Source organism: Embleya sp. NPDC025285 (genome assembly GCF_055558835.1).
This window is the reverse complement of the sequence record NZ_JBVHLU010000067.1, coordinates 20,412-40,795: the sequence shown is the minus strand read 5'-3', so window position 1 is coordinate 40,795 and position 20,384 is coordinate 20,412. Positions and strand designations below refer to the sequence as shown.

Genomic DNA, 20,384 nt, shown 5'->3' with positions numbered 1-20,384 from the left:
CGGTAGCGGTGAGGGGAGTCGTCGGTGGCCGAGAGTTCTCCAGTGGTGTTCTTGCTGGTGGGGCTCACCGGTTCGGGAAAGACGACCTACGCTCGGCGGAAGCTGGAGCGGCAGGGCGCGGTGCGGCTTTCGGTGGACGAGGTCGTCCACGAGCGGCACGGTCGGTACGGCGTCGACTACCCGGAGCACACCTACTTCGAGAAGGAGGCCCCGGTCGTCGCCGAGTTGCACTCACGGCTGGTCGAGCTGGTCTCCGAGGGCCGGGATGTGGTCTGGGACCACGGGCTGTGGCCGCGCAAGGACCGCGATGCGATGAAGAAGCTGGTGGAGTCGGCCGGCGGGCGCTGGCGGCTGCTCTACTTCCCCGTCGATCGGGACGAGCTGCTGCGCAGGCTGGCCGAGCGCAACCGGAGAGGTGACGCGAACTCGCTGATCGTGACCCCTGAGGCTTTGGACGACTTCTTCGCGCGGTTCGAGGCGCCTCAGAATGAGGGCGAGGAGATCGTGGAGCCGGGCCGGCTCTGACGGGGCGGGCGCCAAGCGGTGTGGATCCGGGCGGCTTCGGTGGCCCAGTCATCGGGCATGTGGTCGAGGGTGACGTGGCGGAAGCCGAGGCGGGGGTCGGAGACGTCGATGCGGTTGTTGTGGCGGTCGATGTGCTGAAGCAGGCGTGTGGCCTCGCTGCGGACTGCCGGGGTGTGCTCGGTCCAGGCGCCGCTTGTGAAGTGGTCGACGCGGCGACGCAGGTCGTCTACGACGCCGGAGCGCCATTTGAAGTGGTGGACGCACGCGAGTGTGTGGGGGTCGGGCTTGCGGCCGGGGGCGCGGTGGTTGCCGGAAGCGACGGCGGCGTCCGAGAGTGCGAGGACGATCTTGCGGGGGTCTCCGTGCAGGAGGCGGTGGGTGAGGTGGCCGCCGAGAGGGAAGGTGCGGTCGAGTCCCTCCTCGGGGCGCCAGAGGGCGAGGCGGCCGTCGGCGCTGACGCGGTCGAGCATCAGCCCGCCCACCACGGCTCGGCCGTTCTCCTCGGCTGCCTCGGTGACCTCGGCGAGCGGGGCCGGGTGGGTGTGGAACTCGTCGGAATCGGCGAGCAGGTGCCAACCGGGGCCGGCCTGTTCGCGCAGCGCGTCGCGCAGTTCGGAGTTGGTGTGCTCGTGCCATGGACCCGTGCTGACCTGGCCGGTGGGCAGGCCGAGTTCCCGGGCGGTGGCCAGCAGTTTGTGGCGCCCGGCATCGGGGACGTGCTGGGGGAAGTGGAAGGCGAGGTGGAAGCGCTCGACGCCGAGCCGGCGATAGTGGGTGGTCCACGCGGTCAGCAGGGCCGGTTCGACCGGGCCGACCACAGCAATCAAGGTGGGGGAGGCGGGCGTCATCGGTACTCCTTGACCAGGTCGGTGTAGGTGTCAGTGAGGTAGGCGGCCTGTTCGCGGGCCGGGAGCATGCCCACCGCTGCGGGGGCCCGCGACCCCGGTCGGGCAGGCGGCGCGGCCTGCAGCCGGTCGAGGGTCATGGCGAGGGCGTCCGGGTCGCCAGCCGTGAAGGGCCGGGCCCAGGACTGTCCGGCCAGCCGCTCGGTCAGGTCCGGGTCGTGGTCGGAGACGATCAGCGGCACCCCGAGCCGGGCGGCGTCCATGACCAGTCCGGACTCCTTGCCCGTCCCGGGACGCCGGGCCACCAACGCGGCATCGGCGGCGGCGTAGACGAGTCGTAGGACGTCTTCGCCGACCGGGCCGGGCACGATGTGGACTCGGACGAGGGGTAGGCGCTGCCAGCGTTCGAGCACCGTGGCGTCCAGCGGAGTTCCGCAGACCAGGACGTGCAGCGGCTCGGTGACGCGGGCCAGGGCGGCATCGACGGTGGTGATGTCCTTGTACGGCCACCAGCCGCCGATCAGGCACACGGCCGTCGCACCGGCAGGGATGGTGAAGGCGGATCGGGCGCCCTCGCTTTCGGCCTCGGTCAGGCGCCGGCCGTCGTCGACCGCGAATGCCCGTACCCGTCCGGGCAGGTGGGGGAAGCTCCGCCGGAGCCGATCGCGGACTGCGGTGGTCGGGTACAGCGCGACCACGCGTTTCTCGCCCCGGCCTGCCAGCCGACTCAACAGGCGGAGCGGTCGGTCCTCGGTGGTGACGAGTTCGTGGATGAACCGCAGATGTCGGCCGCCGCCGAGCAGGGCGGCAGCATCGTGCAGGGCCTCGCTCGCACTGAGGATCACCACCGCTCCGGGCTGCGGGGCGAGACGACGGGCAGTGCGAAGGCACGCCGCCTCGGTCAGACAGCGAGCGATCAGGGTGACCTGGTGCGGTAGCCGACGCAAGCTCACCGGCCGGCTGCGCGAGGCGAAGAGCCGCTGACCGACAGCCGAGACGCGTGCCGCCGCTCGCGCACCGGCCAGCAGCGTTTTCGCCGTCGGACCCACGGGGCCTGTGGTGATGCGGGCGCCGGCACGCCGCAGCGGACCGAGGCCGTCTGCGATCCCCTCCGGGGTGATGACCAGGGCGCCCGGGCACGCGGCGGCGAGTGCGATCAGCGTGCGCTGGTGGTGCCCGCCGCCTCGGTGGGCATACGGCTCGATCAGGACCAGCGGCCCGGAGTGGGTACTCATCCGGCGATCGCCTGCTCGCCGTGCAGCGTGGTGAAGTGCCGGTGCAGCCAGCTCGGGTCGTTGAGCGCCTCGAACCGCTCGGGGTCGCGGGCCGCCGAGTGGGCGAAGTCGCACCCGTCGCGGGCACCGGCCGCCGCGTAGTGCGCGAAGTCGCCGTCCTTGCTCGTTGTCCAGGCCATGATGCGTTCCTGGGCCGAGGTGTCGGTCATGCCGTACTCGCTGCCGCGCGCGAGCATCGCGCACTCGCGGAAGCCTGCCTTCCAGGCGTGGAACGGGGTCTGGTTGAACAGCGTGGTGCCGGCGGTGTGCTCGCTGAACTCGACGCGTCCGGGTAGCGCGGCCAGCACGTCGACGGCCTGACCCATCTCGCGCAGCGCACCGGTGCGAATCAGTTTGAGACCGCCGTAGCCGTAGGTGAGGCCGTTGACCGGGTTGACGGCCCGCCAGACCCGCATGGACACCCCGTCCGCCAGCGGCTCCACCTCGGCGGCGGGGAACGCGTGGTCGATGGCGAAGTCACCGTCTGCGAGGAAGAACTGGTCGGTGTCGACCAGTTCGGCCGTCAGCCGGTAGGCGCGACGCATCCCGCGTACCCCGTGCAGACGCTTGACGGTGTCGCCCAACACCCGGGACAGGCGGGTGTACAGGGAGTCGGCCAGCGGCTCGTCGTAGGAGAGCAGGACCGCGTCGTAGCCGCTCACTTGATCGCCTCCAGGTAGCGGGTGGCCACCGCGGCGGGCGCAAGATCGGCGGTGGAGGCGTGCGCCCGCTTGGCGTGCAGCAGGTAGAACTCCGGGTCCGTGGCGAGGCGGTCGGCGATCCGGACGGCTTGGTCGTCGGTGTCGAACAGCAGCTCGGGGTCGATGTGCTCGGCCGGCCAGCCGGTGCGTGGGCCGATCACGGGCAGGCCCATCGCCTGGCAGTCGATCACCGACATGGACCAGGGGCAGCCGGGCCGAAACGGCGCGATGCCGAAGTGGGCTTCGGCCAACAGGTTGCGGTAGCGGATGCGGTCGCCGCGGTCGGAGGCGATCGCCACACCATCGACGGCGGCCAGCTCTCCCAAGTGCTGCTCGGGGCTTGGGTCCAGGCGGACGCGCTCGGGGCTGCGGGCGCCGAACAGGTCCATCACCGTGAGCCGCACCGGGGCCTCGGCGACGAGCCGGCGAGCGAGCCGGGTGAAGCAGGAGGTGCCGTAGTGGGCGTACAGACGGTGGTTGTAGATGCCGGTGGCCTGCCCTGCCGGCGGGGTGATGTCGGCTGGGTCGCGCACCAGGCGCACGTCCCTGGGAGCGGGCACCACGTGCAACTTCTCGCCGAGGAGTTCCACGCCGGTGCGGGCGGCAGCCGCGCTGGTCCAGGAGGCCGCGGTGGAGGAGTGGACCAGGACGCGGTCGCAGGCCGCCAGGCCCGCGGCGAAGGCCAGCAGCACACTGCGGCCCAACCCGCCGTCGTCCATCGCCGGGTCCAGCTCCAGCTTGCCGGTCTCGGTGAAGGAGAACGGCAGGTAGTGGCAGTAGCCGGCGATCCGCGCGTCCACTCCGGCCTCCAGCAAGGCGGCCCGGATCGCCGGCGCGGCCTCGATCTGGTTGGCCACGACGACCTCGGGCCGGTGGTGCCGGAACAGCCGCACCATCGCGCCCATGCCCGGGTTGAAGCGGGCCCGGTACTTGGTGGTCGGCGAGGCGGTCCGGGTGAAGTGCACACGCTCGTCGCCTGCCGGGATCGGGGAGGCCACGGTCACCTCCACGCCGGCGTCCACCAGGGCGGGGGCGAGCAGATCGGCGAAGGTGAAGCCGGAGTCGGCGGTCAGGCGGCCGGCGTTGGAGACGTTGAGCAGGTAGAGCAGGCGCATCGCGTGCGACCCTCCTTCTCGGAGCCCGGGGCTCGACCCGGGTCGGTGAAAGAAGGAAACTGGCGATCAGGACCGTGACAACATGATGAATTGAGATCACTCACGGTTCACTCATCTCATCCGGCGGCCAGGGCGGGGTTTCGATGGACGCGCGGGACGACACCCTGACGGTCGAGCAGGCCGCCGAGGCGTTCGCAGCGGAGATCGCCCATTGGCGCGAGGTGCGGGGCCTGTCCAAGCGGAAGTTGGCCATCAGGATGGGCTTCGACCCGTCGTACGTGAGCCACGTGGAGTCCGGGCGGCACAAGCCCACCGAAGACTTCGCCCGCCGAGCCGAGGACATCCTGAACGCGGGCAAGGCTCTGTGGAAGCGCTGGTTGGACTTTGAGGCGGCCAGAAGCCGAGCCGCGCCGGGCACCGCCCCGCCGGCGCACCGCCGGACAGAGCAGCCGTACGCGACCGGATCGGCGATCATCGTCGAGCACGACGCCGCCCGCCTGGAGTTCGACGGTGCCGGCTACCGGCTGACGATGCGCCGGCTGCTGCGCAACACCGGCGGCGAGCCGATCACCCGCTACCTGATCCGCATCAGCGTGGACCGCTACCCCGGCGAGCCGGAGCGCTCCAACACGCACTATCGCGAACACCCGCTGACCTGGGACGAACTCGCGCTGACCGCGACCTGCCGCGGGGAGACAATGAATTGGCAGGCCAAGCACGACCGCGACGCGTTCAAGGAGGTTTGGCTGCTCTTCGAGAACGAGCAGGGCCGGTTCCCGCTGTACCCGGGCGAGTCGGTGTGGATCGAATACGCCTACACGGTCGGCGAGGAGAAGTGGGGCCGCTGGTTCCAGCGCGCGGTCCGCCTGCCCACCGAGCATTTGGAGGTCGAACTCGCCTTCCCCGCCGAGCTCGACCCGGCGGTCTGGGGCACCGAGACGTCGATGACCTGCGAAGCGGTGCCGCTGCGAACCGCCCCGATTCGGCGGGACGAAGCCGGCTTGCGGGTCTTCTCCTGGAGCACGTCCACGCCCACCCTCCACGCCCGCTACCGTCTCGAATGGCGATTCCGAGCCCGACCCGAACGAACACGACACGATCCAAGGGGAGTTCAGGTGACCCAGGTGCGGCCCAGCGACCAGATGCATGGCCTCGGCGTCGTCCAGGAGGGCGCCCTCATCCTCGCCGAGCCCGCCCACCCCTTCGACCTGCCGACCGAGCGCCGAAGCGCCGAGGAGGTCGTCGAGAAGCTGTTCACCGCGATGGAGCGCATCGGCCAAGTCCATCCCTTCGCCAAGGGCATGGGCATCGCGGCACCGCAGATCGGGATCGGCCGCGCCGCCGCCATCGTCCGGCCCGCCGATCCCGACGCCCCGCCGATCGTCCTGCTGAACCCGCGCATCATCGAACACGCCGACGAGACGGACGAGCAATTCGAAGGCTGTCTGTCCTTCTTCGACGTCCGCGGCCTGGTTCGCCGTCCCCTGCGGATCACCGTGGAAGCCACCAACCTGGACGGCCAGGCGACGGTCACCACCTACGAACGCGGCCTCGCCCGCCTGATCCACCACGAAATCGACCACCTCGACGGCCTGCTGTACACCGCGCGTATGCGCGCCGACGTCGAGCCCATCCCCGTGGAGCAGTACCGGCAGACCGGCCGCGCATGGTCCTACGACCGGTAGCCACGAGGGCCCCACTGAGCCGGAGCCACGTGGTTGCAGTTCCGGTTGCCTTCACCCTGCCCAGCGCCGTTCAAACCCGGCTAGCGGGTTGCTGTGCCGCAGGTCAAGACACCTACGACCATCGCTGGGCGAGCAAATGATCCCTTGGAAAGCTCCGTGCCTGCTCCGAGTACCACGACGGGGTGGACTGGGCTGCCGCTGCCCGGGTTGCCGAGCGGGTCCTGGCCCAGGCCAGTGACAGAGTCGACATGGCCGTCCGTGTGGGCGACGACCCGGAGATCGCTGTCGTGCTCGCGGACGTCGTCGAGGGCGTACATCCACTCCCACGCCTGCCCCAGCGGGTCCCCCCCAAAGACGCTCGGCGCACGGAACGCTGTGCCACGTGGCGACCACGACCCCACTGAGATACGCCACCTTGTCCCCGGTGAAGAACGCGAGGTCGCCCTTCGCGATACGACTGGCCCGGAAACGTTCACACGCCTCTGACCCGGGGTGGCCCCCCACACGCAGGCCGACCCGTCGGGAAACGACGCCGACAGCTCCCGAAAGGCCCTCCCCGGTACGACCTTCTCGTGGTCGAGGAACGGAACACGTCGGGCGATCGTGGCGTCGTAGTGCCGTTTCACCGGCTTCTGCGACAGCGCCGCCGGCTGGAAGAAGACGCACAACGGACCCCCGATCCCGAGCGTGGAGATCCCACACAGGCTTCCCTTCGTCGTGAAGGACTGGGCGTTCCGCGACACCCGCCTGGCCGCGGAGACCGACGAGGCCGTCGCCCGGGCGGTAAGGCCAGACCGATGCCCGCCGTGGCACCGGTGATCAGCGCGGTGCGCCATGGTGCGTGACGCGGGCGGGTGGCGCCGGCGGCGGGTGCCGGGGCGCTCACCCGCGTGGCCCGTCGGCGGGAGTGAACTCCTCGGCGATGCGCAGGAGTTCGCGAACGCAGCGGCGGACGAGGCACGTGTGATCAACTGCGAGATCACCCTGGAGGAGCTCCACGTACGACAAGGACCGGCGCGAGGTCATCATCGGCCGCTTCTTCGTCGGCTACCAGGTCTCACCCGGCGTCCCGGTCGTCACCGTCGTCCAGATCGTTGGGCCCATGCAGAAGGAGAGAATGCGGCATTCGTCGGCGAAGTCGGCCCCACGAATACGAAGAGCACCCGGCTGACAGGTGAACCAACGTGTACTCCAAAGAGATTCGCTTCGCGGCAGACAGCAATAGGTGGCAAGATGCAACTAAATGAAAACGGTGTTACCCACCAGTAGAACCCCAGGTCATCCAGCGTCGGCCCCGCGACGCGGGGATGGTCCCGTCTTCCGCCATGGCGGGCACCGGGGCGGGCAGTCGGCCCCGCGACGCGGGGATGGTCCCGCCTCCTGCGCCGCGCCGTCGCCGACGGCCCCGTCGGCCCCGCGACGCGGGGATGAGCCGCTGAGCGGGGCTCAGTTCGCCTGCCCCCACCTGTCGGCCCCGCGACCGCGGGGATGAGCCTCCGCCTGCTCGACCACGACGGAGGCCCGCCGCGTCGGCCCCGCGACCGCGGGGATGAGCCCGCGGTACAGGCGTACGAGTCGGCCCCATGCCTGTCGGCCCCGCGACCGCGGGGATGAGCCCCCCGAGGCCGTCCCGACGGTCTAACCCCAGGAGTCGGCCCCGCGACCGCGGGGATGGTCCCGGACCTGTACACGTCGTCGTTCGCCGGAGTGCGTCGGTTCCGCGAACGCGGGGATGGTCCGGGTTGGCACCGAGGTTCGGTGCCAACCTTTCGTCGGCCCCGCGAACGCCGGCTCGTCGCCGACGCACTGCCCGGGCATCCGCGGTCGAGAAGCGTCGTTCCGAGGGAATCCAACTCCTCGGGTGGCGACTCGACGGCAGACGATGCATGCTCGTCGTGATCGCTCGATCACCTCACGTATTGGAGTCGTGTCGTGCGTATTCGTCATGCCGCTTTCGCCGTCGCCATGGTCGCCGTCGCCACCATTCCCCTGGCCTCCGCCGCCGATGCGGTGCCGGCGGGGGACCGGGACTGCAAGGACTTCGCCACCCGCGAGCAGGCCCAGGCCGCGTTCGATCTCGATCCCTCCGACCCGGAGCGCCTGGACGCGGACAACGACGGCCTCGCCTGCGAGGAACGCCCCTCCGTCCCCGGCAGCGCGAACACCACCACCCCCGGAGCCGTGCCGGCACCCCCCAGCGCCGCCACCGTCCCGGCGGGGGCGGCCGAAGGTTCCGCCGCGGTCGTCGGCCGCACTCCCACCGGGGCGGTGGCCACCGGCTTCGGCCCCACCGACCCCGGGCACGGATGGCTCGCCGGCGGTACCGCACTGATCGCCGCCGGCCTCACGACCGGGGTCGCAACCGTCATGGTCCGCCGCCGACACACGCCGCCCCGCACGGCCTGACTCCACGGCCCCGCGCGGACGGCCGAACTCCAACGAGGCCCTCCCCGGCCGGGGAGGGCCTCGTTGGTGAGGGCGTTCCAGAGGCCACAGGGTCGCCGGAACCAGGACCGGGGCGGCTCGCGCCGCCGTGGCGGACAGCAGTTCGCGCAAGCCCGTGGCGACCCGCTGCCGGCCCCACCCGTCAAAGACCGGCCATGGCCGCCTCGGCCGGACTCGAATGCCTGGAGCTTCCACAACCGCCACCCGCCCGGTACACCCGAGGGGATTGCCCGCGATCGTGCCGACCTCGGTCGGTCCGGATCGATCACCGCATCGACGCACAGAGTCGGCACTTGGATGAACTACCGTGGTGTCGGCGGAGGTTCACCGCGCCGAACACGACGCCCGGGTGGCATGATGCAACCGAGCGAAAACGCTGTTACCGACTGGTAGAACCCCAGGCCATCCGTGTCGGCCCCGCAAGCGCGGGGATGGTCCCGTCGAACACATGGCGGTACAGGGGACGAACGGGTCGGCCCCGCGAGCGCGGGGATGGTCCCGCGACCGGCTCGCCGCTGCCGTGCAGCGCGTGGTCGGCCCCGCGAGCGCGGGGATGGTCCTCGGACACCGGAGCCCGCGATTTCGCCGGGGAAGTCGGCCCAGCGAGCGCGAGAATGGTTCCCGAGATCACCCTCGATGACGCGCTGCGGGTGCGTCGGCCCCGCATCCGCGGGGATGGTCCCTGGCGCGTGGCGTGGGTGCCGTCCATCGCCACGTCGGCCCCGCGTCTGCGGGGATGCTCCCGGGTCCACACCAACGTGCGCCACCCGGTCCCGGTCGGCCCCGCGAACGCGGGGATGGTCCCGGGATGTCGTCCGAGCAGTGGGTGAGGACGTGGTCGGCCCCGCGTCCGCGGGGATGGTCCCGTTCCGATCCCCGCGCTGCCCACGTTGGTGCCGTCGGCCCCGCGTCCGCGGGGATGGTCCTCCACATAAGCGCAGTAAATGTCGGCCCCGCGTCCGCAGGGATGGTCCTCTCCGGTTCGGGCTCAATTTCGCCGTAGAGCCGTCGGCCCCCAAGCGGCCGGGGTGTGCGTCCCTGGCGTCGGCTACCGATCACGGCGGTTGCGGTGCCACCCTGGGAGACTCGACATTCAGGAGGAGTCGTGCCCAGAACCACCGTCGTCCGCGGGGAGCGCATCGAGCTGCCGAACACGCTGGGGGAGATTCGCGCCGCCCTTCCCGAGGACCGCCGCGACGAGTTCGACAAGGTCATGTCCCAGACCCCCCTCGATCAGATCGAGCGCCGAGCGATCATCGACTGGGCCCTGCCCCCCGAGGCCCACGAGGACGACGACGAGGCATCCCGCCGGATCAAGGCCGGCGACTTCGACTGGACCGGGTGGGTCGACGGCGACGGCAACGCCGTGGTCCGGTGACGTCGTGAGCCGCTACCGCGTGCAGTACAGCAACGAGGCCGAGGAGGGACTGAAAGGCCTGACACCGAGCCGCATAGCCACGTTCAAACAAGCCGTGGACTCCACGATCGGCAACGACCCATACGCCCACGGCTCCACACAGGTGGGATCCGACCGCGACCGCCGGGACGCCACCGTCACGGGCATCGTCATCCGCTACGACGTCAGCGGCTCGGTACTCGTCGTCTCCGTCAGCCGCGTCATCGCCTGGTAGACCAGGCCACCCGACAGGCCGCCTGTCATCCACAAGCCACCGATTACCGCGCGGACGGGCCTCGACTGCCGTCCCCGGAAGGGCACGCAGGGGAGTGCCGCCGAGGAGACTGTCGGGTGAACCACCGTGGAATCAAGGGAGATCCGCTTCGCGCGCCAGCAATAGGTGGCAAGATGCAACTGAACGAAAACAGTGTTACCCACTGGTAGAACCCCAGGTCATCCAGTGTCGGCCCCGCGAACGCGGGGATGGTTCCACGACTCCAGCAGCACCCTGCTCGGCGGCGGCGTCGGCCCCGCGAACGCGGGGATGGTTCCCGATTCACCGCCGCCGCCGACGCCCACGAGGCGTCGGCCCCGCGAACGCGGGGATGGTTCCGGTGACCGTGTAGGCGGCCGTGACGTACCGGCGTCGGCCCCGCGAACGCGGGGATGGTTCTGGCTCGGCGGGCCGGCGGAGCAGGCCGCCCTCGTCGGCCCCGCGAACGCGGGGATGGTTCCCGGCCCACGCGAGGCTGCTGCTCGCGCAACGCGTCGGCCCCGCGAACGCGGGGATGGTTCGCGGGAGCGCGAGGACGCGGAGCGCCGGGGGGGTCGGCCCCGCGAACGCGGGGATGGTTCCCGGCCCCCCGCGACCGGGGTTCCCGCACGGGGTCGGCCCCGCGAACGCGGGGATGGTCCCTGTGCGCCCTCGCCGACCACGTCGCGTCCGCCGTCGGCCCCGCGTCCGCGGGGATGGTCCCGGCATCCACGAGCGCTACCTGCTCGTCATCGTGTCGGCCCCGCGTCCGCGGGGATGGTCCCGTGGATCTCGGCATCCGGCCGGTGCGGGCCGAGTCGGCCCCGCGTCCGCGGGGATGGTCCCCAGTGGCCCGACTCGGCGCGGCTGCGGCGCGCGTCGGCCCCGCGTCCGCGGGGATGGTCCCACATGGCGGCGGACGGGGTGATCCCGCACGGGGTCGGCCCCGCGTCCGCGGGGATTGTCCCCGCACGGAGCCGTCGGCGGCCTGGGCGAGGGAGTCGGCCCTGCGAACGCGGGGATGGTTCCAGATCGTACGTGCGCCGCATGTTGGCCAGCGTGTCGGCCCCGCGAACGCGGGGATGGTCCCTTGTCCACGTCGGCATCCCCGCCGAGGATCACGTCGGCCCCGCGAACGCGGGGATGGTCCGAATCGAAGCAGCCCGGGACCACGGCCAGTCTGCGGGCCGTCCTACGAACGGTGCATTGGGGACGAACTGCGGAGACGACCACCGACAACATGAGTTCGACCTACCGTGGCCCTCATGACATCCACCGACCCCTTCTCCGAGATCGTCGGGCGGAGCGCAATCGAGGCCGCCCTACGAGGTATTGCGCCTCGTCCCGTCACGAACACGAAGTACTGCGTGCGGATCGCCGGACGCGCCTACCCCCCGAAACAGGTCGCTCGTACATACACCGGTGTGCAGACGTTCAATACCCGACTGGCGCAAAGGTTCCTGCGACTCAACGGGTTCGAGATCCACAAGCATTAGCTACATACCGAACGAAAAAGGTGTCACTCACGGTAGATTCCCAGGTCATCCAGGGTCGGCCCTGCGTACAGGCGGGGATGCTCCCGGCGGCTTCGTCACCGTCTCAACTCCGTCGCATGGGCGCCGCGAACTCGGGGATGACCCCGCGGCGTTCGTCGCGACCGATCGGGGCGACGTCGGCCCCGCGAACGCGGGGATGTGCCGATCGAGACAATCGCCGTCGCCATGCGCATCCCGTCGGCCCTGCGAACGCAGGGATGGTCCCTGGTCGGCGTCGCTGCCGAGTACGGCGAGCTGGTCGGCCCCGCGAACGCGGGGACGGGTCCTCTTTTGCGGCTTCGGGGCCTTGCCCCACTTCGTCGGCCCCGCGAACGTGGGGATGGTCCCGCGTCCGCGGGGATGGTTCCATCAAGGTCGAGGGCGTCCTGCCGTACCGCACGTCGGCCCCGCGAGCGCGGGGATGTTCCCGGCGACTACTTCGCGGGCATGGCCAGCGCCGTGTCCGGATTCCGAAGCAGAACGCGTCGTTCGCCACGACCGTGCTTGGAGACCGACGCAACTCAGCGTATCGCCCCGCCCCGAACACACTTCGCGAATCGACTTTCAACCAGCCCGAAGGCCGGTCACCATGTTGTCGTGTGCGCGCACGAGCGCCACGTCCACCGGGTTGCGACGCCCCTCGACCCCGCGCGACCACCACCCGCGTACCGCCTCCGACACGTAGTGCTGGCTGCGATCGTCGGTCGCCCCGACGGGCGACCGCCACAGCTGTCGGTAACGGCGGATGTCGTCCTTCGACTCGTTGCGATCCCCGGTCGACCCGAAGGTCGACCGCCACCCAGCCATCTCACGCCGGAGGCGGCGGCGCTCCTCGTTGCGACCCTCGGCCGACCCGAAGGTCGACCGCCACCCCGGCCTCAGGATCGCCGACGTAGACCACCACGACGTTGCGACCCTCGGCCGACCCGAAGGTCGACCGCCACCCTGATCGAGCAGGGAAATCCCGCCGGAAGCAATGAGTCTGGAAGTCCGTGGACATTGACTTTCAGCAACAAAACGGACCTTCGGCTTCGGCGCAGCTTGCGTGTCGCATGTGTGCTCAAGGTTCCGAAGCAGAACGCATTGTTCCCTGCGACCGTAGTTCGAGACCGACGCGACCGCAGCCTATCGCCCGGTCACGAACCACACTCCGGAACCGGTCCGAGGTGGACGAGTGGCGACCGCTCCTTGTCGGAGGCTCACCCGGCTGCGGTGTCACTTCGACCCGCTCTACATGTCTCGATGGGGTGGTGTCTTTTCCATGTGGTTCGCGTGGCGCTGTCGAGCGACGTGGAGCAGTTCCTCGGTGAGTTTGTCGCGGTTGACGCCTCGGGTTTTCAGGGCGTGGCAGTTGGGGCAGAGCGCGATCATCACTTCGGGGATGTCTCTGCCGCCGTGGGCGAGGTCGTGGATGTGGTCGACTTCGAGAATGGGCTGGCCGGCGTCGGTGAGTTCGGTGGGGTGGCCGAGGCAGCGTGGGCTCTCGCAGGAACCGGCGCTGCGTTCGAGTACGGCCTGGCGGGCGCTGCGGCTGCGGGCTCGTCTGACGACCGCTCGTTCAACGGTGTTGCCGATTCGGTCGTCGGCGCCCTGGGTGGCTCTTTGGTTGAGGAGTGCGTAGGGGTTCGTGGTGTTGCTCGGGGTGGTCCGCAGATGTTCGTTGATCGTGTCCTCGAGGGACGAAGTCGCCAGGAGTTCGTGTACGGAGGGCGGCCACGTTTCCGGGTCGTCCGAGGGAACGGGCTGGAGCAGCCAGGTGTCCCCGCTCGAGGGGGATGGTCCCGCACAGCGTCCGACGGCCACTGCCCGAGTCTCGAAGTACCGGCCCCCTGGTCCGTCGGGGCGGCTGACGCGGACGGTGCGGGTCGCGGCGCGGGCGTGTTCGAGCGCCAGGTCGGTTCGGGTGTCGGGGGCGGTGTATTCGATGAGGTCGGTCTCGGGGATCGGTCCGTCCCCGTTCGGGTCGCCGGGCTCGTAGCGCAGTTCCAGGACCTGGTGCTGGACGTCCGCGGTGACGCCAGGCCCGTGCGGAACCGCAGCCGAGGCCAGGGCGTGAGGACGTACCCATTCGGACAGTCCGGGCGGGGCTGGATCGAAGAACTTCGTCAGTACGAGGTCGATTGCGGCTTCGAGGACCCGGGGGTCGTCCGCCAGCAACTTGTGGTCCGCAGCAGGGAATCCGGTGAGTGGGTTGTCCCGGTTCAGATTCCCCAGCGTCGGGCGTTGCGACGGTGCCAGGTGTTCGGTGCCGTCCACCTCCCACAATCCGTCGTTGCGCAGGGCCCAGAGCGGGTACAGCGCCTGGGCGTTCAGGTCGCGGGCGTTGCCGAACCTCTTGCCCAGGTCGGTGAGAGCCTCGCGGAGGACAAGCCACCGTTGCCGGCTGGGTGCGTTCTCGCGGACCTGTTTCAGGGCCCAGAGCAGCATCAACGGGCGGTGCAGCGCCGTTCGATCCCTGAATTGTTGTGGGGCCACCGCCTCCACGCGGGACAGGAACTCCGTTCCGGTCGTCGAGACTGCGGCATGTCGGTCGACCACGGAGAAGCCAAGGCGCTCCACGGCGGCGTTCGCCGCCGCGTGTCCGCCGCTGAACTGTTTCCTTGTCAACGGCCCTCGTTCCGGGTACTGATACCCGTACGCGGCTCCGACGAGTGCCTTGATGTCGTAGAGAGCGCCCCGATACTCGAGGAAGTAGCGGGTCGACCGACCGTATTCGTAACGCTTCAGGAACGCGGCCCGCTTGACCTCGTCGAACTCGTCGATCGCACGGAGAACCGCACTCCGCTCCGTCAGTTCTTTGAGTACCACAGCCCCTCCTCGACCACCGGGTTCCGCCCGACGATCGACAGGCTAACGCCGGGAAGAGACACACCGCGTGGCCGTGAGTGCCCCGAGGATCGGCCCGCATCCGCAGGGGTTCCTCCAGGGCACGCCTGCAGGGTCGATCGGGCCAGCGCCGCGGCGTCGGCCTTTCGATCCTCGGTCGACCCGAAGGTCGACCGCCACCCAGCACCAACTCGCCCTGGTCAGCGTGCACGAGGTTGCGCCCCTCGGTCGGTCGGCCCGAAGGTCGGTCGCCACTCGCCGCCCAAGGTGCCGGAGTCGACGTCGTCCGCCGGTTGCGACCCTCAGTCGAACCGAAGGTCGGCCGCCACTTGATGACGGGCGGAGTCTGGGCGGGCGACACGCGGTTGCGACCCTCGGTCAACCCGAAGGTCGGCCGCCACCCGGCGGCACGGTCAATCGCGGGCGGCTTCGGCGACGGCCCCGTCGTCCACTTCGACCACTTCGACGCCACCGTCACCCGATCGGCATCGGCGCCCGCGATCGAGGATGCGTGACTGCTGTACAACGCGTACGAGCGACGGAAAGGGCGATCGGCCCGACCGGCACGACAGCGAAGCGAGTGTCGAGACGCGGCCACGGGCCCGGGCGGCCTCGGAGTCGACATCGTCCGCCACCGGGGGCCTGGCTGCGGCGTAGGGCACCCACCCACCCGGCCTGCCGGGGCGGAGGCGGACGAATGGCTCGGCTCATTCCCTGCGCGGCGTATCCGCGGTCTCAGGTGACGATCGCGTGGAGTTTCCCGTCGGTGCTGCCCACGTAGACGACGCCGTGGTCGACCGTCGGGGCGGCGTAGATGGCTCCGCCCGTGCGATAGGTCCATTTCCTGACGCCCGCTCCGGCTTCGATGGCATACAGGTTCTTGTCCGCGCTGCCGACGTAGACGAGGCCGTCGGAGAGGGTGGGGGAGGCGACCTGGTCGCGGGCGGCGAAGGACCAGCGCCGGGTTCCGGTGGCGGCGTTGACGGCGTACAGGCTCTTGTCGTTGCTGCCGAAGACGACGAGTTCGCCGTCGGTGGCGGGCGAGGAGTAGATCGCACCGCCGGTCGCGAACGTCCAGCGGGTCCCGCCGGTTGCGGCGTCGAGTGCGTAGAGGTTGCGATCCCAGCTGCCGACGTAGACCACGCCGCCGAAGACCGCGGCGCCCGCGTGTATCGCGCTGCCGCTGGTGAAGGCCCATTTCCGGGTGCCGGTGCGAGCGTCGAGCGCGTAGAGATTGTGGTCCACGCTGCCGACGTAGACCACGCCGTCGACCACTGTGGGCTTCGCGTAGACGGCGTCGCCGGTGGTGTGGACCCACCGTGTCGCGCCTGTGGCGGCATCGAACGCGTACACGCGACCGGTGTAGCCGGCGCCCACCTGTAGCCCACCGCCTCCCATGTACACGACGCCGTCGACGACGGCGGGGGAGGAGGAGTCGGCGGTGCCCTCGATGGGGCTGGCCCATCGCCGCGTGCCGTCGGTCGCGTTGATCGCGTGCACGGTTCCCTGACGCGAGTTGCCTTCGCCGTCTCGTGTGCTGCCGACGAAGACGACGCCTTCGGCCAGGACGGGCGAGGAGTGGCATCGACCGCCGGTGGGGTAGGCCCACTTCCGGGTGCCGGTGGCGGTGTCGATCGCATGGAGATTGCCGTCGTCGCTGCCGATATAGGCGACACCGTTGCCGATCCCGGGCGTGGAGACGATCTCGCCGCCGGTGGTGGCGGTCCACTTCGGTGTGACCGGCGGGGTTGGTGTGCCGTCGGCGACGATCTTGTACGCGGCGGCAGCGGTGCCAGAGGCGATCGCGGCGGCACCCGCTCCCAGCCACAGCGCGCGACGCCGCGGGATGCGGCGACCCGAGGGCGAACTCGACACGCGAGGTGCGAAGGCGGCGAACGCCGCGTGGTCCTCCCGAGGGATCCAGATGTCCGTCGAGGAGTCGCGCTCGGGGATCTCCCGGGGCGGGGGTGTCCGGCGCGCCGGCGCCGGATCGGGGGACGTGCGGCGGGCTTCGGCGCGGAGGGCGGCGGACTCGGGTCTCGGTGCGCCGTCGTCGTCGCTGTCGGCATCCGAGGTCGCTGCGGCCGCCGGAACGGTGCGCTCGCGCGGGGTCGGTTCGCGCAGACGCCGTTGGACCTCGCTCGCGGACCCGGGGCGAGCCTGCGGATCCTTGGCGAGGAGTGACGAGGCGGTCGAGCCACGCGGGAATGCCGCGGCGATGGGCTCCGGGGGCGAGGGGCTCGCGATGGAGATGGGCGTACATCAGTGGGAGGGCGTCGGCGGCCGTGAACGGGGTTTGTCCGGTGAGGAGTTCATGGAGCACGCAGCCCAGCGAGTAGAGGTCGCTGCGGGCGTCGCCCGCTTTCCCCGTGTAGCGTTCGGGCGCCAGGTAGGCGGGCGTGCCGACGATTCGACCCGTCACCGTGGTCGCGGCGGTGTAGCGGGCTATGCCGAAGTCCAGGATCTTGATCCTGCCGGTCGGCGACAGCATGACGTTGGCCGGCTTCAGGTCGCGGTGGATGATCCCGGCCTCGTGTGCCGCCGCCAGGGCATCCGCGATCTGATGGGTCCAAGCGATCGCCGCGGCCACCTCCGGAAGGCGCTCTCGTCGCAGCACATGTGCCAGATCCTGGCCAGGCAGACGCTCCATGACCAGATACAGGGTGCCGTCCCCGTCCTGACCGACGTCGTGGAGAGTGACCACGCCGGGATGGTTGAGCGCCCCCACGGTGCGCGCTTCGCGAAGCAGGATTCCGGCGTCGGCGCCTTTGTCGAACGGCAACAACTTGACGGCGACCTCGCGCCCGATCCGCACGTCGCGAGCGGCCCACACCTCGCCCATGCCGCCGCGGCCCAAGGACTGCGACAACTGGTACCGGCCCGCCAACAGTCGCCCGACAGTCAACGTTTCCCCCCGTGGTAAGCGATCGCCGTGAGCAACGAGTATCGACCGCCGGGTAAGTGTCCCGGACACAGGGGTACTTCCGCGTCGGCGAGTGCGAACACGGTGTCATTCTGCGAGTGCTTCGAGCCCAGCGGCCCCGGGGTGGGCCGCGGCGGGTTCGTCGGGCCGACGGCCTCGCCTCGGGGGGCGTCACGGCGTTGCCGGAGCGTCGGCCCGACGAGCGCGACACCTCCGAGGACCGAATGGCGCGAACCTCACCTGTTGGGCACGCAGTCGGTGGAACCGTGCGGATGAGATACTCCGCGGCTACGTCGGACGTACGTCGAGGAGGCCGTCCTTCCCCACGAACCGCTGGCGTGGAGAAGGGGTTCGTGAGGCACGATGATGCCGAACACCTTGCTCCGGGCCCGTCAGTAGAGCAGGAGCTGATCCTGGGCATCCGCAGATGCCCCGGCACACATCGTCTCCAGCGGGCAGGCACTGCACAGAGGATCCGTCGGTCGGCACAAACTCGCCGCGAGCTCGACCAGCCCCAAGTGCGCGTTGCGGGCCTCGTCCCCGTAACCGATCAGTCGCGCCACCGCCAGGCGACCGTCGGTGAGCCGGTTGCGGCGGTCGACATCCTCCCCGGTGACGCGGGCCGCGACACGCAGGACCCCGCGACCCGCCAACACGGGTTCCTCGGACACGGCGTCGTCCGCCTCCCTGTCCGCCGCGTCGTCACCGATCGGTTCGTCGGGATCGTCCTCGGGAGCCACGACTCCGAGCGTCGCCGGTACGACCAGGATGGCCAGATCGGCTACGCTCTGGCTGATCCCGGCCACGTTCGACAATCGCTCGTCGTCCTGGAGCATGTCCGGGGCCCCGACCAGCTCGGTCGCCACGGCGACGAGCTGCTCACCGCGTGTTTGGCGCCCTATCCACGTGGCGATCTCGCGGATCTCGTCCTCGGCGGTGAGAGTGTCGACGGGGAACTCCCAACGCCGGAGCAGCGGCCACAGGTGACGTGCCTGCTGCGGTGCCATCCGGTCCAGCATGATCTCGGCGGAAACCACCTGCCAGCGCGTGGTGGCGGTCAACCAGGGCACGTTCCGGTGGGCGAGACCGGAGAACCAGTCGGCGAGCGAGGCCGCCATGCGCTGGGTGTTCGGTCCGGCCGGTCGCGGCTCGTGGAGCGCCGCGATCACTGCGGCGCCCAAGTGCTCTCCCAGCAGCGGCGGTACCGCGTTGCCGATCTGGCGGAACGCGGCGGACGGCGGACCGGCGAAGCGGAACCGATCGGGGAACGTCTGTAGGCGCGCCGCCTCACGCACCGTCAGGGTGCGATTCTGGCGAGGGTGGATGTACCAGTAGCCGTCCTTGGCGATGTGTGCGGTGATCGTCCGGGACAGTCCGTCCTCGTCCAAGCGCTTGTACTTGTCCTGGAAGATGTCGTCGCGGTACCGCTTCATGTCCTGGGGCAGATCCGAGTATCGGGTGCCGGAGGTCATCGACTCGAACGCGACCTCGTCGTCGGGGCGGACAGGGCGTGTGATGTGATCGAACACCTTGTGCGCGTCGGCGTCGGGTATCTGGTCGCGCATCCGCTTCTGGAAGCCGGTGACCGGCGAATCGTAGTCGGACCAACCGTCCGCTCCACCGACGGGTCGCCAACCGCCCTCCACCTCGGGAAGGTCGCCGATGGCGTTCCACACCGTGACCTTGTCCGGGCTTTCCGCAGGCCAGGCGAAGGCGTGGCCGTCGCGCAGGGCGACGAGGATCAGGCGCTGCCGGAATTGGGGGACGCCGTAGCGCCAGGTGTCCACGGCACGTTCCTCGACGGCGTAGCCGAGTGACTCCAACTCGTGGACCATGGTGCGCAGGATGAACATCTCACGGTCCAGCGCCATGTCGGGGACGTTTTCCATCACGACGGCGGCGGGTCGCGCGAGGCGGATCACCTCGAGGTAGGAGCGCCACAGGTCCCGGCGTTCGTCGTACGGGTCGCGCAGTCCGGTGCGGACACGGTGTCGGATCTTGTAGCGACCGGCTTTGGAGAAGGGTTGGCAAGGCGGCCCGCCGGCGAGAAGGGTGACGCCCGCGTCACGGATCAGTCCGGCGACGTGCGCGACGAGATCGGGGTCACCGAGGTCGCCGTCCAGGGTGAGTCCGCCGAAGTGGTGTCGGTGGGTCTCGACCGCCTCGCGGTCGTGGTCGGCCCCGAGAACGACCTTGAAGCCGGCCGCCTCCAGACCGAAGCTCATGCCACCTGCGCCGGAGAAGAGATCTGCGGCCAACAACGCCCCGTCAGCCCGCAGTCGGGCGGCATAGGCGAGGAACGACAGGGCGTCCTCGCAGTGTTCGGGGTGCGGCTCTAGGCGGATGAACGGCCCGCGCACGAGCTTCACTCCGTAGGGGCGGCGCGGTGATTCCGCGGCCTCCGTCATGACACCTCCCGATCCGGCACCCAGGCAGGCTACCGTCCCGTGCGACCGTCGACGACCGCTCCCGGACGGTGGCGGCGTCGCCGGGGGCGACCGTGGGGAATCCACAGGACGATCGGGGCCGATGATCGTAATATGTCCCCGATTGTGGACTCCGCCTCGTCCTTGCCCTTCTGGCCTGTGCATTTCCCCTGGCCTCGAAGAGGACGCGGCCCAGCACACGTCGGCGATGCAACCCTGTCGACATCGCTCGGGAGGGAACACGAGACGTACCGGTCCCGGTGAACGACGAACGCGCGTGGACGGCTCCGGTCTGCCGGACGTAACCCTCGTGTGGTCCTCGGCGAACGCGTGACCAACGATCCGGGCCGGTTCTCGAGGATCTCCGCGTCCGAGCGTCGGCGATTGCCAGTACGGTGTCAGCACCGTCGGCTCGGAGGACCATCGGGTGGAACC

The 20,384-nt window shown here is 70.1% G+C and carries 13 protein-coding genes, 1 pseudogene and 3 CRISPR repeat arrays; of the genes and pseudogenes, 6 read left to right on the top strand and 8 right to left on the bottom strand.

Annotated features, from left to right (window positions below; all coding sequences use genetic code 11):
• The first annotated feature begins 24 nt into the window (after positions 1-24).
• Positions 25-525, top strand: a complete 501-nt coding sequence (locus tag ACZ4FV_RS34470; RefSeq protein ID WP_465324193.1) for a P-loop nucleotide/nucleoside kinase family protein — start codon at positions 25-27, stop codon at positions 523-525.
• Here the strand turns inward: ACZ4FV_RS34470 and ACZ4FV_RS34465 are convergent.
• The 4 genes from ACZ4FV_RS34465 to ACZ4FV_RS34450 are packed head-to-tail and all read right to left on the bottom strand — an operon-like array spanning position 483 to position 4,460.
• Entirely contained in the window at positions 483-1,373 is an 891-nt protein-coding gene (locus ACZ4FV_RS34465; RefSeq protein WP_465324191.1) for a glycosyltransferase family 2 protein, read from the bottom strand. The two genes, ACZ4FV_RS34470 and ACZ4FV_RS34465, sit on opposite strands and share 43 nt — an antisense overlap.
• Positions 1,370-2,605, bottom strand: coding sequence for a glycosyltransferase family protein (locus tag ACZ4FV_RS34460; RefSeq protein WP_465324190.1), 1,236 nt, complete (start codon positions 2,603-2,605; stop codon positions 1,370-1,372). Before ACZ4FV_RS34460 ends, ACZ4FV_RS34465 begins: the two co-directional genes overlap by 4 nt.
• Positions 2,602-3,306, bottom strand: coding sequence for a hypothetical protein (locus tag ACZ4FV_RS34455; RefSeq protein WP_465324189.1), 705 nt, complete (start codon positions 3,304-3,306; stop codon positions 2,602-2,604). Before ACZ4FV_RS34455 ends, ACZ4FV_RS34460 begins: the two co-directional genes overlap by 4 nt.
• A complete protein-coding gene (locus ACZ4FV_RS34450; protein WP_465324187.1) occupies positions 3,303-4,460 on the bottom strand; it encodes a glycosyltransferase in 1,158 nt (385 codons plus the stop codon). The genes ACZ4FV_RS34455 and ACZ4FV_RS34450 overlap by 4 nt, the downstream gene beginning before the upstream one ends.
• A 143-nt stretch (positions 4,461-4,603) precedes the next feature.
• Here ACZ4FV_RS34450 and ACZ4FV_RS34445 point away from each other — a divergent pair, with 143 nt between their 5' ends.
• The 5 genes from ACZ4FV_RS34445 (at position 4,604) to ACZ4FV_RS34425 (ending at position 11,735) form a co-directional block, all read left to right on the top strand.
• Positions 4,604-6,145 (top strand): peptide deformylase, encoded by a 1,542-nt coding sequence (locus ACZ4FV_RS34445; protein ID WP_465324185.1) that lies wholly within the window; start codon positions 4,604-4,606, stop codon positions 6,143-6,145.
• 1,467 nt (positions 6,146-7,612) lie between these two features.
• Positions 7,613-7,884: direct repeats of the CRISPR family, unit length 28 nt.
• Positions 7,885-8,077: 193 nt separating this feature from the next.
• The gene (locus ACZ4FV_RS34440) at positions 8,078-8,551 is read left to right on the top strand and encodes an excalibur calcium-binding domain-containing protein (RefSeq protein ID WP_465324183.1); all 474 of its coding nucleotides are present in this window, start codon (positions 8,078-8,080) and stop codon (positions 8,549-8,551) included.
• 692 nt (positions 8,552-9,243) lie between these two features.
• Positions 9,244-9,564: a CRISPR direct-repeat array (repeat unit 28 nt; unit sequence GTCGGCCCCGCGTCCGCGGGGATGGTCC).
• A 131-nt stretch (positions 9,565-9,695) separates the two neighbouring features.
• Complete coding sequence (locus tag ACZ4FV_RS34435; RefSeq protein ID WP_465324181.1) at positions 9,696-9,968, top strand: hypothetical protein; 273 nt, start codon at positions 9,696-9,698, stop codon at positions 9,966-9,968.
• A 4-nt stretch (positions 9,969-9,972) separates the two neighbouring features.
• Complete coding sequence (locus ACZ4FV_RS34430; protein WP_465324179.1) at positions 9,973-10,221, top strand: hypothetical protein; 249 nt, start codon at positions 9,973-9,975, stop codon at positions 10,219-10,221.
• Positions 10,222-10,447: 226 nt separating this feature from the next.
• Positions 10,448-11,389: a CRISPR direct-repeat array (repeat unit 28 nt; unit sequence GTCGGCCCCGCGTCCGCGGGGATGGTCC).
• Positions 11,390-11,504: 115 nt separating this feature from the next.
• The gene (locus tag ACZ4FV_RS34425; RefSeq protein WP_465324177.1) at positions 11,505-11,735 is read left to right on the top strand and encodes a hypothetical protein; all 231 of its coding nucleotides are present in this window, start codon (positions 11,505-11,507) and stop codon (positions 11,733-11,735) included.
• A 1,269-nt stretch (positions 11,736-13,004) separates the two neighbouring features.
• Here ACZ4FV_RS34425 and ACZ4FV_RS34420 read toward each other — a convergent pair.
• The 4 genes and pseudogenes from ACZ4FV_RS34420 to ACZ4FV_RS34405 all read right to left on the bottom strand — a co-directional run bounded on the left by ACZ4FV_RS34420 (position 13,005) and on the right by ACZ4FV_RS34405 (position 19,931).
• The gene (locus ACZ4FV_RS34420; protein ID WP_465324175.1) at positions 13,005-14,582 is read right to left on the bottom strand and encodes an HNH endonuclease signature motif containing protein; all 1,578 of its coding nucleotides are present in this window, start codon (positions 14,580-14,582) and stop codon (positions 13,005-13,007) included.
• Positions 14,583-15,335: 753 nt separating this feature from the next.
• Positions 15,336-16,475, bottom strand: a complete 1,140-nt coding sequence (locus ACZ4FV_RS34415) for an outer membrane protein assembly factor BamB family protein (protein ID WP_465324173.1) — start codon at positions 16,473-16,475, stop codon at positions 15,336-15,338.
• 451 nt (positions 16,476-16,926) lie between these two features.
• Positions 16,927-17,442 (bottom strand): annotated as a pseudogene (locus ACZ4FV_RS34410) (serine/threonine-protein kinase); the annotation flags it as partial.
• Positions 17,443-17,915: 473 nt separating this feature from the next.
• The gene (locus tag ACZ4FV_RS34405; protein ID WP_465324171.1) at positions 17,916-19,931 is read right to left on the bottom strand and encodes a DNA cytosine methyltransferase; all 2,016 of its coding nucleotides are present in this window, start codon (positions 19,929-19,931) and stop codon (positions 17,916-17,918) included.
• Positions 19,932-20,384 lie beyond the last annotated feature (453 nt).